Genomic DNA, 12,462 nt, shown 5'->3' with positions numbered 1-12,462 from the left:
CGATGGAAGATCGCCCGCTGAGCGGACACGACCTGCTGTGGAACTGGGCGCGCTGGTGCTGGACTGGCGAGACGCCGGGCAACATGCAGCGCTACGTGCCGCAGGAAGACGATCACCGGCCCATCATGGTCGATCACGCCCTGGCCGTGCAGGCCTTGTACGAACGCCTGCCGCGGCACCAGGCCATGGTGATCCAGGCCGAGTACACACGGAAGAACAGCTGGTTCGGACAACTGTCGGCTGACGGCCGGCGCACGATGGCCAGGCGCTGGATCCAGGAAGTGACGGGTGCCGTGCTGCGCCAGGAGGATTACACGCGGCTGCTGGAGGTGTTCCAGATGAAGGTGGAGAAGGAGATTTGGCGGTGAAGTATGCGAACGAAGTGATCGAGCTGATGGAGGCCTACCCGATGCGCTCGTTTAGAGTAGGGGAGCTCGTCAGGCACGTCACGAAAGGGCGGCCGTTGACCGTTCCGCAGAAGGCTGCCGCACGGAAGGCCGTAAAGCGGGTGATGGACGCGCTCGTTGAGCATGATGCGGTGTTGCTGGTGCGGGCTGCGGAGGTGTCCGGGGCTGCTGCTGAGTACTCCGTGTCTCGCTTGCGGGACATCGGGTCTGGAAAAGCGGGACAGAAAGCGAGACAATAGCGGTGGGCAAGTTGCGCCCTGAACAAAAGAATCCCCGCTCACGGCGGGGATGTTTCATTTCAGGGTTTCTCTTTAGCGTCTCCATACGGAGACTGGTTGGTTGGCTTTAGTGAGACACCTTCGTCCGATGCCTTGGCATAAATCGCGTCTTCTGTTCTGCCCAGCTTTAGGCCAATTACTCGTGTAGGAGTATTTTCCTTGGCGAGGCTCTTCAGCGCTTTGACATCATCAGACGTCCAGCGCTTTCCTGAATTGCGTGTGCTTTTGGTCATATAGTCTCCCTGGTAAATCGCTGGTGTAGGAACTAGTAACATACCACCACCCCACCCAGTTGTCTCCTCATCAGCCGCCGCTGCTTTTCGCGCCCCACTGAGCCGAGAGATTCGCGGGGCGCATGAATGTGGCATAGTTAACCTTCCAGCCGTCAGTTAACCGGCGTGACTAAAAAGGAGGGGTAATGGTAAAGATAGTTTCAGCCGCTGAGGGAGACGCGAACGCTATGATGCGCGACAACGTAGATTTGCCGGACGTCGAAATAAAAGGCGATCAGGTTGTTGTGCGCTTTCGAAGCTTGTCGCCATTCAATCAAGCGGTCAAGGAGCACAGGGTTGAGTTCTCCTTCGCAAGCTTGATCGATAAGGGGATGATTCGACTCTTACAGGAATACTCCAAAGAGGATGCAATCAAGCAAAAGGATGCTCTGGTTAGCGCGCTGAAAAATGCCGCCGAGAAAGTTGGCTCGTTAGAGCTGTAAGTCGATAGAAAAATACAGCCGCCTTCGGGCGGTTTTTTATTGCCATGGACAAAATCACCCGCCCTGTGCCGCTTTTGGGGATGCTGGAGGATGGCCTGTTCGATATGATCCTGGCGCCGGCGGCGAACGTTGCGGCCTGGGCTCAGGAAACCATCCTGGCCGAAGATGGCCCCCTTCACAATCCAGACCACACCCACTTGCTGGACGCCGACATCGGCTTCCTCTGGGCGTCGTCAGCCTTCGCCAAGCGCGGCCGCACGGTAATCGGGCAGGCCGAGCCGGTCATGATCCGCGCCGGTGGCTGGCAGAAGGCGCGGCAGGAGCAGCAGCTACGCGAGTGGTTCGGCCGTGTGCCGGATTTCCTGATTACCCTGGCCGCGGACTACTGCGCCCAGTGCAGCGACACCGAGTTCTGCGCGCTGGTTGAGCACGAGCTCTACCACATCGGCCAGGAGCAGGATGAATTCGGCGCGCCCAAGTTCACCAAGGACGGCATGCCGAAGCTGGTGCTGCGCGGCCATGATGTCGAGGAGTTTGTCGGCGTGGTCCGGCGCTATGGCGCCAGCGCCCAGGTCGCCCAGATGATCGAGGCGGCCGAGCGACCTGCAGAAGTATCCGGCGCCAGCATCGCGCATGCGTGCGGCACGTGCTTGATGGCGGCGGCCTGACCAGATAGGAATTCAACATGGCAACGCTCAACGATGCGGCCAAGCGCTTCATCGTGCAAGCGCTGGCCTGCTACGACACCCCCAGCGAGGTATCCGCCGCCATCAAGGACGAAATGGGCCTGGACGTGGCTCGCACCCAAGTCGCCCAGTACGACCCCACGAAGGTGGCCGGAGCCAAGCTGTCGCAGAAGTGGCGCGACCTGTTCGACGAAACCCGCAAGAAGTTCCGCGAGGCTGTGGCCGAGATCCCCATCGCGGACCAGGCCTTCCGCCTGCGGTCCCTGGGCAAGATCTACGACCGGCACATGGCGCGCGGCAACGTGGTGGCCGCGGCGGCCGTGCTCGAGCAGGCCGCCAAGGAGCAGGGCGGCATGTTCACGAATAAACGTGAGGTGAGCGGGCCGAACGGCGGCCCCATCCAGCAGGTCACCATGGACAAAGACGAATTCGCATCGATCGCGCAGGAGATGCTGAAAAAGGTGTGACGCCATGCAGTTCAACGACCTATCCGACGAGGAGCGGTTCGTTGGGCGCGCGCTGGCCAGGGAGGACCTGTACTACTTCTCGCGGTACATGTTCCTGGCGCGGCGCAACTTCCCGTGGCTGCGCGGGGACCACCACCAGGTCATCTGTGATGCGCTGATGCGCGTCTACCGGGGCGAGTGCAAGCGGCTCATCATCAACGTGCCGCCGCGGTACTCGAAGACCGAGCTGGCTGTCGTCAATTTCATGGCCTGGGCGCTGGGTCTACACCCGGACGCCGAGTTCATCCACACCAGTTATGCGGCGACTCTCGCCGTGCAGAACGCCGCCAACGCCCGCGAGCTGGTCAAGCACGAGGAATACCAGCAGATCTTCCCGGGCGTCGGTATCCGAGCCGACAGCAACGCCAAGGGCGACTGGCGCACGACGGTCGGTGGCGTGGTCTACGCGGCGGGCTCGGGCGGCACCATCACCGGCTTTGGGGCAGGGAAGGCGCGGCCCGGCTTTGGCGGCGCCATCATCATCGATGACCCGCACAAGCCCGACGAGGCGACGTCCGACGTCATCCGCAAGGGTGTCATCGACTGGTTCCAGAACACCCTGGAGTCGCGGCGCAACAGTCCGGACACGCCGATCATCGTCATCATGCAGCGCCTGCATGAGGAGGACCTGGCGGGCTGGCTGCTGGCCGGCGGCAACGGCGAGGCCTGGGAGCATGTCTGCCTTGAGGCGCTGATCGACGAGGACCAGCCCACCGAGCGCGCGCTGTGGCCGGCCAAGCACACGGTGGCCGATCTCAAGCGCCTGAAGCGGGCCAATGCCTACGTCTTCAGCGGCCAGATGCAGCAGCGGCCCACGCCCCAGGGCGGCGCCATCATCAAGGGCGCCTGGTTCCCGCGCTACCGCGCGGTGCCACCGCTCAAGTGGCGGGCGGCCTACGTGGACACGGCCCAGAAGGCCAAGGAGCACAACGACTACACAGTCTTCCTGCACGCCGGCATGGGCGAGGATGGCCGCGTGTACCTGCTCGATTGTGTGCGCGCCAAGCTGGATGCCGTCGCGCTCGAGCAGACGGCCCGCGACGTGTGGGCGAAGTGGAAGCAGGCCGCCTCCTACCAGCGCACGGCCTTCCGGTATTTCGCCATCGAGGACAAGTCCAGCGGCACCGGCCTTATCCAGCAGCTGAAGACCAAGCACCACATCCCGGTCAAGGAGCTGCAGCGCCTGCGCGGCCAGGACAAGTACAGCCGCGTGATGGACATCCAGGGCCACCTGGAAAGCGGCTTCGTGGCGCTGCCCGAGGACGCGCCTTGGGTGGCGGATTTCGTGGCCGAGTGCGAGGCCTTCACGGCAACCGACAGCCACAAGCACGACGACCAGGTCGACACCCTGGCTGACTGCGCGGCGGACATGCTGGGCGGAGGCCTCCAGGCCGTTGGCCTCATGATCCCAAAACGCCTCTTGAAAGGCAGGTAAATGCCCATTTTCCGAGTATTCGCGCGAGACAACAGCGTCTCGCTGGTGATCCGTGCGCGCTGCATTTCCTGCGCCCGCCAGATCGCAGCCGAGCGCAGCCCGGCCGACGAGTTCGCGCTGTGGTCCGACCCCCAGCAATCCGGCGTCGAGTGGATCAGCAACCCCGAAGCTCAGGGCTACCTGACCGAGGGCCGCGCCGGCATCATCAAACGGATTTCAGCATGACCGACAAAATGACCCTGGCCGTGAACCATGCGCTCAACGACATGCGCATGGCCCGCGCCCGCATGTCGCTGCTGAACCCAGGCATGGGGCTGGACGCCAAGCGAAATGCGGCGTGGTGCGAGTATGGATTCAAGGAAGACCTGGACTTTCAGGACTTCTACAAGTTGTACCGGCGCGGCGGCGTGGCCTACGGTGCCGTCGAGAAAATCATCGGCGCCTGCTGGAAGACCAATCCTTGGGTGATCGAGGGCGATGATCAGGATGAATCCCGGTCCGAGACGGCCTGGGAGCGCAAGGTGAAGCCCCTGGCGTCCGTCGCATTTTGGCGCAAGATCGGCGAAGCTGACCGCCGCCGGCTGGTGGGGCGATTCTCAGGCCTGATCCTGCGCATCCGCGACAGCCAGGCCTGGGATCAGCCGGTGCGCGGCAGCAATCCAGCGTTGGTCGACGTCATCCCGGCCTGGGCTGGCGCCCTGCAGCCCGTCGAGTTCGACACCGAGCCGAACTCCGACCGCTACGGCCTGCCGAAATACTGGCAGTACACCCAGACCACGGCGAACGGCAGCCGCAGCCAGGTCAAGATCCACTACGACCGCATCCACATCCTGGGCGATTGGACTGCGGACGCCATCGGGTTTCTGGAGCCGGCCTACAACGCCTTCGTCAGTCTGGAAAAGGTCGAGGGCGGATCAGGCGAAAGCTTCCTCAAGAACGCCGCGCGCCAGATGGCCGTCAACTTCGACAAGGAAGTGAATCTTCGCGACCTGGCCGCCATGTACGGCGTGGATCTGGCCGATCTACAAGAGAAATTCAACGCCGCCGCCCGCGAGGTCAACAGCGCCAACGATCTGCTGATGATCCTGCAGGGCGCGAATGTCACGCCGCTGGTGGCCAACGTCCCGGACCCGAAGCCGACCTATGACGTGAACCTGCAGACGGCGGCCGCCGCTCTGGACATTCCGACCAAGATACTGGTGGGTATGCAAACCGGTGAGCGCGCCAGCAGCGAAGACCAGAAGTATTTCAACGCCCGCTGTCAGTCGCGCCGCGGCGACCTGGGTTTCGAGATCCATGAGCTGTTTGAGCACCTGATGCGCGTCCGTGTTGTGGACCGCATCGCTGAATACACGGTCATGTGGGACGATCTGACCGATGCAACCCAGGCCGACAAGCTGGCCAGCGCCAAGCTGATGAGCGAGATCAACGCCCAAGCGATGGCGACAGGCGAGACCGTGTTCACCGGTGGTGAAATTCGCACGGCAGCAGGCTACGACCCTGAGGACGCGCCTGATCCGCTGGGCGAGGATGACGAGGACGAGGATGGCGACGAAGCCGAACCCGCCGATCCTGCCCGCGAATAAACGCGACCCCGCCGGTGTCGATCGCCTGGAGCGCGGCGCCATGCGCGAGTTCGGGCGGCGCATTCGCAAGATCTCCCGGGGCTACGTCAAGTTGCTGGATCGCATACCGGCCGAGCCGATGGCGAACAGGGCGACGACAGACACAAAGGCCCGCCGCTACACGTTTCGGCTCGACCAGTACCTTCTGGCGTCGATCCTGTCCGACGGATCTGACCTGGTTGATTCGCTGCTGGCTGACCAGCGCGATCCGTGGTTTTTCGAGGCCTATGTGGCCGTGGCCTATCGGCGCGGCACCGCCCAGGCGTTCGCCAATCTCGCCCAGCAGTCGCCAGCGTATCTCGCCGGGCAGATCAGTGTGGCCGACATTATGCGCAGCGACCCGTACCGGCGGCGCATGGCGCTGGTGCAGGCCCGCGAATTCGAGGAGATGAGGGGGCTGGCCGCGACGGTCAAATCCGCCATGTCTCGAATCCTGACCGACGGCATTGGCCGGGGCCTGAATCCGCGCGCCATCGCTCGCAACCTGACCGATCAAGCCGGCATCGAGGCGCGGCGCGCGAACAAGATCGCCCGATCCGAGGTGCCGATGGCGCTGCGCCGGGCCCGCTGGGACGAGTCGGACGAGGCCACCGAAAAGTACGGGCTGCGCACCCTGGAAATGCACCTGTCGGCACTCAGCCCGACCACGCGCGCCACGCACGCCGCCCGGCACGGGAATCTGTACACGACCGCTGAGGTGCGCGACTGGTACAGCCGGGACGGGAACGCAATCAACTGTAAGTGCGCCCAGACAGCCGTTTTGGTGGACGAGAACGGCAAGCCCCTGGTGCCGCAGATCCAGGCCCGCGCCCTGGAAACCAAGCGCGTGATGAAAGCCAAGCACAACGGCCCGTGGGCCGACGAGGACAAATGATGAAGAAGCAGATCGTGCTGCAGGTCAATGAGGGCCTGGATCCGGCGCTGGCCGGCCGCCGCCCGTCGGTGGATCAAGCCGGACGCACCCAGGTCAACATCACGACCCAGGTGAACGCCAGCCAGATACGGCGCGAGCAGATCAACGGCCGGGATTCGTGGATCGTGCCCAGCTACACGCTCCCCGCCGGCGTCATCATGAACGGCGGGCTGTACACGGCCGCCGAGATCGATGCCCACTACCAGGAGCTGGAGGGCACCGTGGCGCCGCTCGGGCATCCTGTCGTCGACGGCAAGTTCGTGTCGGCGTTTAGCCCCGAGGGGCTGGCAGGGTTTTATGTGGGGGCCACCAACCGCAACGCGAAGAAGGCCGGCAATCGGATCTACGTCGAGAAGGTTATCGACGTGGAGACGGCCAGCAAGCACGAGGGCGGCCAGCGGCTGCTGGAGCGCCTGGAGGCCCTGGAAAAGGGCGAGGATGTGCCGCCCATCCATACCAGCGTGGCGGCATTCCTGGAGCAGTTGGAGCCCAATGAAGAGCAGAGTGCCCAGGGTGCCCAGTGGGTCGCCAAGATCCACGCCATGGACCACGACGCCATCCTGCTGGACGAGGTGGGCGCAGCGACCCCGGAGCAGGGCGTCGGGATGATGGTCAACGCCGATCAGGCCCAACCGCTGGCCGCCAACACCGGCGCGCTGGTGGGTGAGTCCTATCGGCAGCGCGAAGAGCGTCTGAGCCAGGCCGCCCGCAAGCGCTGGGCAACCGGCGCCGACGAATACGTCTGGGTCGCGGATTTCACCGACAGCCAGGCCGTGATCGTTCGCAACGGAGGCGTCTCCGAAGTCTACGGCTACGAGGACAAGGGCGGCGCCATCACCTTCGCCGATACCGGCACGGCCGTCGTGCGCCAGGAATCGTGGGTCACCGCGGTCGCCAACTCTCTCAAACGATTTTTCACCCAGCAGGCACGCCCTGCGCAACCACCGGAGGGCAACATGCCTATCACCGCTGAAGAACGGGCCGACCTGATCAAAGGGACCAGCGAAGCCGTCGCCGCCAACATGGCGGAACCCCTGAAGAACCTGACCGACGCCGTCACGGCGTTGCAGGCCAACCAGACGGCCCTGGCCGAGCAACTCACCGCCAACGCCCGCGCCGAGGAAGCCGAGAAGCGCAAGGCCGTGGCAGCCGTGCACGGCGACGTCGTCGCCAATGCGCTGTCGGGCGAGCCCCTGGACGCCATGTTCAAGTCGCTGGGCACCGCCGCCACCATCGGCGCGAATGCCGCCAATCAACCGCAGGATGAGGGTGCTCCGGATCCTGCTGCCTACTTCGGAGGTGCGAAATGAGCCGCTATCGCCGCGTCAACATTGACGGTCAGTCCCTGTACAAGACCGAAACCCGCCTCACGGCGGCCGACCTCAAGCCCGGCACCTTCGCCACCATCAACGGCTCTGACAAGTTCGCGCAAGCAACCGCCGTCGCGGGCCGGATGTATGTGATCGATGTCGCCTATCACGAGGGGCTGACCATCACCGATCCGGTTCCGGCCGGCCATTCTGCCATCGGCAACTACGTCGAGGAAGGCCGCGAACTGGCCATCCTGTGCGCCGCCGGGGCCTACGCGAAGGACACGCCGATCAAGGTCAATTCGTCCGGCCAGGGCGCGGTCGGCGTGGACGGTACCGACGCCATCGTGGGCTTCTCGCAAGACGAGTTCACGATCGGCTCCGGCGAAACCGAATTCATCCGCGTGCGGATGCGCGCAACCCAGAAACCCGGCGCTGCCGCCTAAGGAGATCACACATGTTTTTCACTCCCCAAACCCTGGCGGCCAACAGCCGCCTGCGCGGCCACTGGGCGGACCTGTGGGCCAACCGCAATATCTACAACCGCCAGCACCGGACGATGGTCGAGGCCAATCGCGCCCAGATGACGCCTGACATGCTGGCGTGCAATGCGGTCGGAGGTTTCGCGCGCGACTTCTGGGCCGAGATCGACAACCAGGTCATCCAGATGCGCGACACCGAAACGGGCATGGAGATCCTGACCGATCTGCTGGCGGTGCAGACGGTCCTGCCGGTGGGCAAGACCGCCAAGCTCTACAACATGGTGGGCGACATCGCCGACGATGTCTCGGTGAGCCTGGACGGCCAGGCGCCGTTTTCGTTTGACCACACCGAGTACAACACCGGCGGGGACCCGATCCCGGTCTTCACGGCCGGGTACGGCGTGAACTGGCGCCACGCCGCGGGCCTCAGCACCGTCGGCCTGGACCTGGTGCTGGACAGCCAGGAAGCCAAGCTGCGCAAGTACAACAAGAAGCTTGTTTCGTACCTGCTCGATGGCAACGACAAGATCAAGGTCGAAAGCTACGAGGCCAAGGGCCTGCGCAATCACGCCAACACCAAGAAGATCGACCTGAAGACGGCTGGTGCCTCCGGCGGCGCGATCAACCTGACCACGGCCAGTCAGACGGACCTGAACAAGTTCTTCACCAGCGGTGCGTTTGGCCAGACGGCACGCGCCAACCGGGTCGACGCCTATGACGTGGTGTGGGTCTCGCCGGAAATCTTCGGCAACCTGAACGCGCCGTACCTCGACAGCAACGGCATTGCGACCGATCGCACGATCTTGCAGGTCTTCGGGCCGCGCTGGAACGTGCGTGAGTTCCGCATGACCTATGCGCTCTCGGGTAACGAGCTGTTGGGCTACCAGCGCCGCCGCGATGTGGTGACGCCCCTGGTGGGCATGACCACGGGCGTGGTGCCGCTGCCGCGTCCGCTGCCCAACGTCAACTACAACTTCCAGATCATGGGCGCCATGGGCATCCAGGTGAAGGCCGACGATGCCGGCCTGTCCGGAGTTGTGTACGCGGCCGATCTGACCTAACAGGGGCACGACATGAAATACATCGTCATTCGCCCCTGGTACGGAGTCGAGAAGGGTGCCGTCGTGGACTTGAAACATCTCCACCCGGCGCTCAAGACCAACGTCCGCCCCATCGGTGGCGAAGCCGCCGAACTGGTTCCGGCCACGCCCGGCGCCGGCGGCAAGCCTCCGACCAAAGGCGAGATCGCCAAGCGGCTGAAGGAGCTGGGAATCGAGTTCGACGGCCGCCAAAGCGCGGCGGAGCTGCTGACCCTGTTGCCCGACGGCGATCCGTTGAAGACCGCCGCCGAATAGCCGCCTGCGGGCGGTTCTTTTGCCCCGCTTCGGCGGGGCATCCCAATTATTGGAATCGAGCCATGGTGACCACCGATCAGGCCAAGCAGTACCTGGAAGGCCAGGGCATCACACTGCCCGATTTCGTCCTGGCGGCGCTGGTCGAGCAGGCCAACAGCATCCAGGACTGTCTGGACGCCCACTACACGCCGGCCACGGCCCTGCTGATCCAGCTCTATCTGCTGGGCCTCATGGGCCTGGGGCAGGGCGACAAGTACATCAGCAGCCAGACGGCACCCAGCGGCGCGTCCCGGTCCTTCCGGTATCAGGGCTTCGCCGACCGTTGGCGCGGCGCCATGTCGCTGCTGCGCGGCCTGGATAAGCACGGCTGCGCCACCGGTTTGATCCCGCCCGATCCGACCAAGGCGGCTGCCGGGTTCTGGGTGGCCGCGGGCGGCTGTATGCAGGGGAAGTGACGTGTCCAACGTAGCGAACTGGTCGTATGCCAACACCGCCACGATCAAGCCCTTCACTGGGCGCGGCGACTGGAACGGCACGAACGCCTACGGCGAGCCTTTCGAAATCGCCTGCACCTGGACGGCAGCCAATGAACAGGTGCGCGATCAGTCGGGCGCGGAGTTCGTCGCCAAGCACCTGATCTTCACCGAGGACAAGCGGCCCAAGTACCTGGACCTGATCCAACTCGCTGGTCACGACGACTGGGAAGAGATCAGAGCTGTCACCGAGTGGGATATGTCCAGCCTGGACGAGCCTGATAGCCCGGATTTTCGGCTGGCAACGGCGTAGGGGGCAGCATGCCAGTGAAAGGAATAGATCGGGTCAAGGCCAACTACCGGCGCGTCACCCGAGAAATCGCGACCAAGACAACGGATCGCACTGTTGCCGCCATTCTGTCCCAGGGCGGCGCTATGGCCGCGACGATGACCCCGATCGACACCTCGAACCTGATCAACAGCCATTTCGTTGAGATCAAGGTCGAGCGCAACAAGATCATCGGGCGAACGGGCTACACGGCCAGCTACGCCTTTGCTGTCCACGAAGCGCCGGGCACGCTGAAAGGCCAGCCCAGGCCAGACGGGCGTGGCGACTACTGGGACCCGAACGCCAGCCCGCGCTTTCTGTCCGAAGGCTTTGACCAGATCAAGAGCAGCATCCCAGCAATCTTGAAGGCCCACTACCGTGCTTGATGAACTGAAAGCCTGGATCGAGGCGATCCTTGGGTCGGCCTGGGTCTACAGCATGGGCATGTGGACGGATCGCCCGGGCATCGAGGAAAGCCCGATCTGTTCGATTCAGGGCGACGGCGGCCCGCAGCCGGACGTGGACGACCGCCGCCCGCGATTTCGCGTGATCCTGCTGGGCGCCGTCAAGGGGTCGGTGGGGCCGCCGAAAGATGGTGCTGATGCTCTGACCGCCGCCGCGCTGTCCGTCCCGCCACCGTGCGGAGCCGCGCATATCCGAATTTCCGAGCCGACCGGGCCGGGCACAACGACCGACGACCGGCGCTGGTATGCGCTGGACATCGAGATCCTTTTCTGACCGCCTCCGGGCGAAATCTACCTGCCGCCTTCGGGTGGCTTTTCATTTGGAGGCCATGACATGGCTATTTGCAAAAGCACGAAATACGTTGGCCGCGACGTGGTCCTGGAATACGCCATTGGCTGCGGCGACGCCCGACCTGTCGAGGCCGACTGGAAGCGCTTCGGCTCGATGCGCACCAAGGAATTCAACCTGGAATGGGAAACCACCGATGCGACGGCTGACGACTCCATCGGCGCGCTGCGCGAGAATTTGGCCACGTTCCAGTCCCTCACGATCTCGGGCGACGGCACCTGCAAGGCCAGCGGCGCCGGATCTGCGAACCTGATCGAACTGACGAAGCACGTCGCCAATCCGGCGGCGACCGGCGGCCAGCCCACCGCCTGGCTGCGCATGACGTTTCCCGATCTGACCTTCACGGCTTTCATGATCATCACGACCATGAGCCGGTCGGCGCCGTTCGACGACGTGACGACCTACAGCATGGAAGCCAGCGCCACGGCGTCGGACTTCGGCCTGATCGTGGAAGACACGCCGGCGCCGGTCACGATCACGAGCGTCACGGTGACGCCCAGCACGCTGGCGATGGTCGAGGGCGATCTGGATGCGCTGACCGCTGCCGTGGTGCCCAGCACCAGCCCCGAGGTGAAATGGACGTCCAGTGATGCGCTGGTTGCGACTGTGGACAGTCACGGTCACGTCGAGGCGGTGGGCGCTGGCACGGCGACGATCACCGCCACCAGCGCCTATGACGCCACGAAATCGGGCAGTTGCGCGGTGACGGTAAGCTAGGGCTTACGGGGCTGGTCCGCGACAGGGCCGCCGGCGTCGGTTGCAAGACCGGTGCTGGTGCCCGTTTGGCTCGATGACGAGGTGTATCGGGACAGGATGTCTTGGTGGTCAAACATCATCATGACCATGTTTGATCTGGTGTCGGCCCCGCCGACGAAGGCTCCAACGATTGGAATAAACGTCGAGGGGCGGGCGCGGGACTCAACGTAGCTGTACATCAGTGTCGTGGTGCCGTCCATGTTGCGCATAGTCGTCGTGGGCTGGCCCAGGGCGGCGATTACCTCCTGCTTCGTCGTCTGGCCTTCGTGAAATTGGGAAAGCTGGTCGTCAGAGACTTTGACGCCCGATGACGCGCAGCCGGCAAGAGCCAAGGCTGCCGCGAGTGCTGCGATTTTCTTCATTTTTAGTTACTCCTGTGA

At 64.0% G+C, this 12,462-nt stretch carries 19 protein-coding genes; 17 read left to right on the top strand and 2 right to left on the bottom strand.

Annotated elements, in window-relative coordinates:
• Positions 1-2 precede the first annotated feature (2 nt).
• Positions 3-368 carry a hypothetical protein gene (locus tag Q0263_RS12895; RefSeq protein WP_298016711.1) on the top strand — a complete coding sequence of 122 codons (366 nt, stop codon included), beginning with the start codon at positions 3-5 and terminating at the stop codon, positions 366-368.
• Positions 369-705: 337 nt separating this feature from the next.
• Here the strand turns inward: Q0263_RS12895 and Q0263_RS12890 are convergent, their stop codons facing one another.
• Positions 706-918 carry a hypothetical protein gene (locus Q0263_RS12890; RefSeq protein ID WP_298016710.1) on the bottom strand — a complete coding sequence of 71 codons (213 nt, stop codon included), beginning with the start codon at positions 916-918 and terminating at the stop codon, positions 706-708.
• Positions 919-1,145: 227 nt separating this feature from the next.
• Here Q0263_RS12890 and Q0263_RS12885 point away from each other — a divergent pair, with 227 nt between their 5' ends.
• The 16 genes from Q0263_RS12885 (at position 1,146) to Q0263_RS12810 (ending at position 12,043) form a co-directional block, all read left to right on the top strand.
• Positions 1,146-1,400, top strand: a complete 255-nt coding sequence (locus tag Q0263_RS12885; RefSeq protein WP_298016708.1) for a hypothetical protein — start codon at positions 1,146-1,148, stop codon at positions 1,398-1,400.
• 80 nt (positions 1,401-1,480) lie between these two features.
• Complete coding sequence (locus Q0263_RS12880) at positions 1,481-2,068, top strand: putative metallopeptidase (protein WP_298019083.1); 588 nt, start codon at positions 1,481-1,483, stop codon at positions 2,066-2,068.
• A gap of 17 nt (positions 2,069-2,085) precedes the next feature.
• On the top strand, positions 2,086-2,553 hold the full coding sequence (locus Q0263_RS12875) for a DUF2280 domain-containing protein (RefSeq protein ID WP_298016705.1): 468 nt from the start codon (positions 2,086-2,088) through the stop codon (positions 2,551-2,553).
• Between the two features lie 4 nt (positions 2,554-2,557).
• Positions 2,558-4,027: a phage terminase large subunit gene (gene terL, locus Q0263_RS12870; RefSeq protein ID WP_298016703.1), complete on the top strand. Its 1,470-nt coding sequence runs from the start codon at positions 2,558-2,560 to the stop codon at positions 4,025-4,027.
• A complete protein-coding gene (locus Q0263_RS12865) occupies positions 4,028-4,252 on the top strand; it encodes a hypothetical protein (protein ID WP_298016701.1) in 225 nt (74 codons plus the stop codon).
• Positions 4,249-5,613, top strand: coding sequence for a phage portal protein (locus tag Q0263_RS12860; RefSeq protein ID WP_298016700.1), 1,365 nt, complete (start codon positions 4,249-4,251; stop codon positions 5,611-5,613). Before Q0263_RS12865 ends, Q0263_RS12860 begins: the two co-directional genes overlap by 4 nt.
• The gene (locus Q0263_RS12855; protein ID WP_298016698.1) at positions 5,573-6,526 is read left to right on the top strand and encodes a phage minor head protein; all 954 of its coding nucleotides are present in this window, start codon (positions 5,573-5,575) and stop codon (positions 6,524-6,526) included. The genes Q0263_RS12860 and Q0263_RS12855 overlap by 41 nt, the downstream gene beginning before the upstream one ends.
• Complete coding sequence (locus tag Q0263_RS12850; RefSeq protein WP_298016696.1) at positions 6,523-7,875, top strand: hypothetical protein; 1,353 nt, start codon at positions 6,523-6,525, stop codon at positions 7,873-7,875. The genes Q0263_RS12855 and Q0263_RS12850 overlap by 4 nt, the downstream gene beginning before the upstream one ends.
• A complete protein-coding gene (locus Q0263_RS12845; RefSeq protein WP_298016694.1) occupies positions 7,872-8,321 on the top strand; it encodes a hypothetical protein in 450 nt (149 codons plus the stop codon). Before Q0263_RS12850 ends, Q0263_RS12845 begins: the two co-directional genes overlap by 4 nt.
• A gap of 11 nt (positions 8,322-8,332) precedes the next feature.
• Positions 8,333-9,418: a major capsid protein gene (locus Q0263_RS12840; protein ID WP_298016692.1), complete on the top strand. Its 1,086-nt coding sequence runs from the start codon at positions 8,333-8,335 to the stop codon at positions 9,416-9,418.
• Between the two features lie 12 nt (positions 9,419-9,430).
• Positions 9,431-9,712 (top strand): hypothetical protein, encoded by a 282-nt coding sequence (locus Q0263_RS12835; RefSeq protein ID WP_298016690.1) that lies wholly within the window; start codon positions 9,431-9,433, stop codon positions 9,710-9,712.
• 62 nt (positions 9,713-9,774) lie between these two features.
• Positions 9,775-10,167, top strand: coding sequence for a hypothetical protein (locus Q0263_RS12830; protein WP_298016688.1), 393 nt, complete (start codon positions 9,775-9,777; stop codon positions 10,165-10,167).
• Between the two features lies 1 nt (position 10,168).
• Positions 10,169-10,498, top strand: a complete 330-nt coding sequence (locus tag Q0263_RS12825; protein WP_298016686.1) for a hypothetical protein — start codon at positions 10,169-10,171, stop codon at positions 10,496-10,498.
• An 8-nt stretch (positions 10,499-10,506) separates the two neighbouring features.
• Entirely contained in the window at positions 10,507-10,899 is a 393-nt protein-coding gene (locus tag Q0263_RS12820) for a hypothetical protein (RefSeq protein WP_298016684.1), read from the top strand.
• Complete coding sequence (locus tag Q0263_RS12815) at positions 10,892-11,251, top strand: hypothetical protein (RefSeq protein ID WP_298016683.1); 360 nt, start codon at positions 10,892-10,894, stop codon at positions 11,249-11,251. The genes Q0263_RS12820 and Q0263_RS12815 overlap by 8 nt, the downstream gene beginning before the upstream one ends.
• Before the next feature lie 60 nt (positions 11,252-11,311).
• Positions 11,312-12,043, top strand: coding sequence for a phage tail tube protein (locus tag Q0263_RS12810; protein WP_298016680.1), 732 nt, complete (start codon positions 11,312-11,314; stop codon positions 12,041-12,043).
• Here Q0263_RS12810 and Q0263_RS12805 read toward each other — a convergent pair.
• Positions 12,040-12,444: a hypothetical protein gene (locus Q0263_RS12805; protein ID WP_298016678.1), complete on the bottom strand. Its 405-nt coding sequence runs from the start codon at positions 12,442-12,444 to the stop codon at positions 12,040-12,042. The genes Q0263_RS12810 and Q0263_RS12805 overlap by 4 nt on opposite strands.
• Positions 12,445-12,462: the final 18 nt, after the last annotated feature.

This window comes from uncultured Castellaniella sp. (assembly GCF_937988725.1).
Lineage (GTDB): Bacteria > Pseudomonadota > Gammaproteobacteria > Burkholderiales > Burkholderiaceae_B > Castellaniella.
Note: the sequence above shows the minus strand (reverse complement) of the source record. Positions and strands in the feature narration are given on the sequence as shown.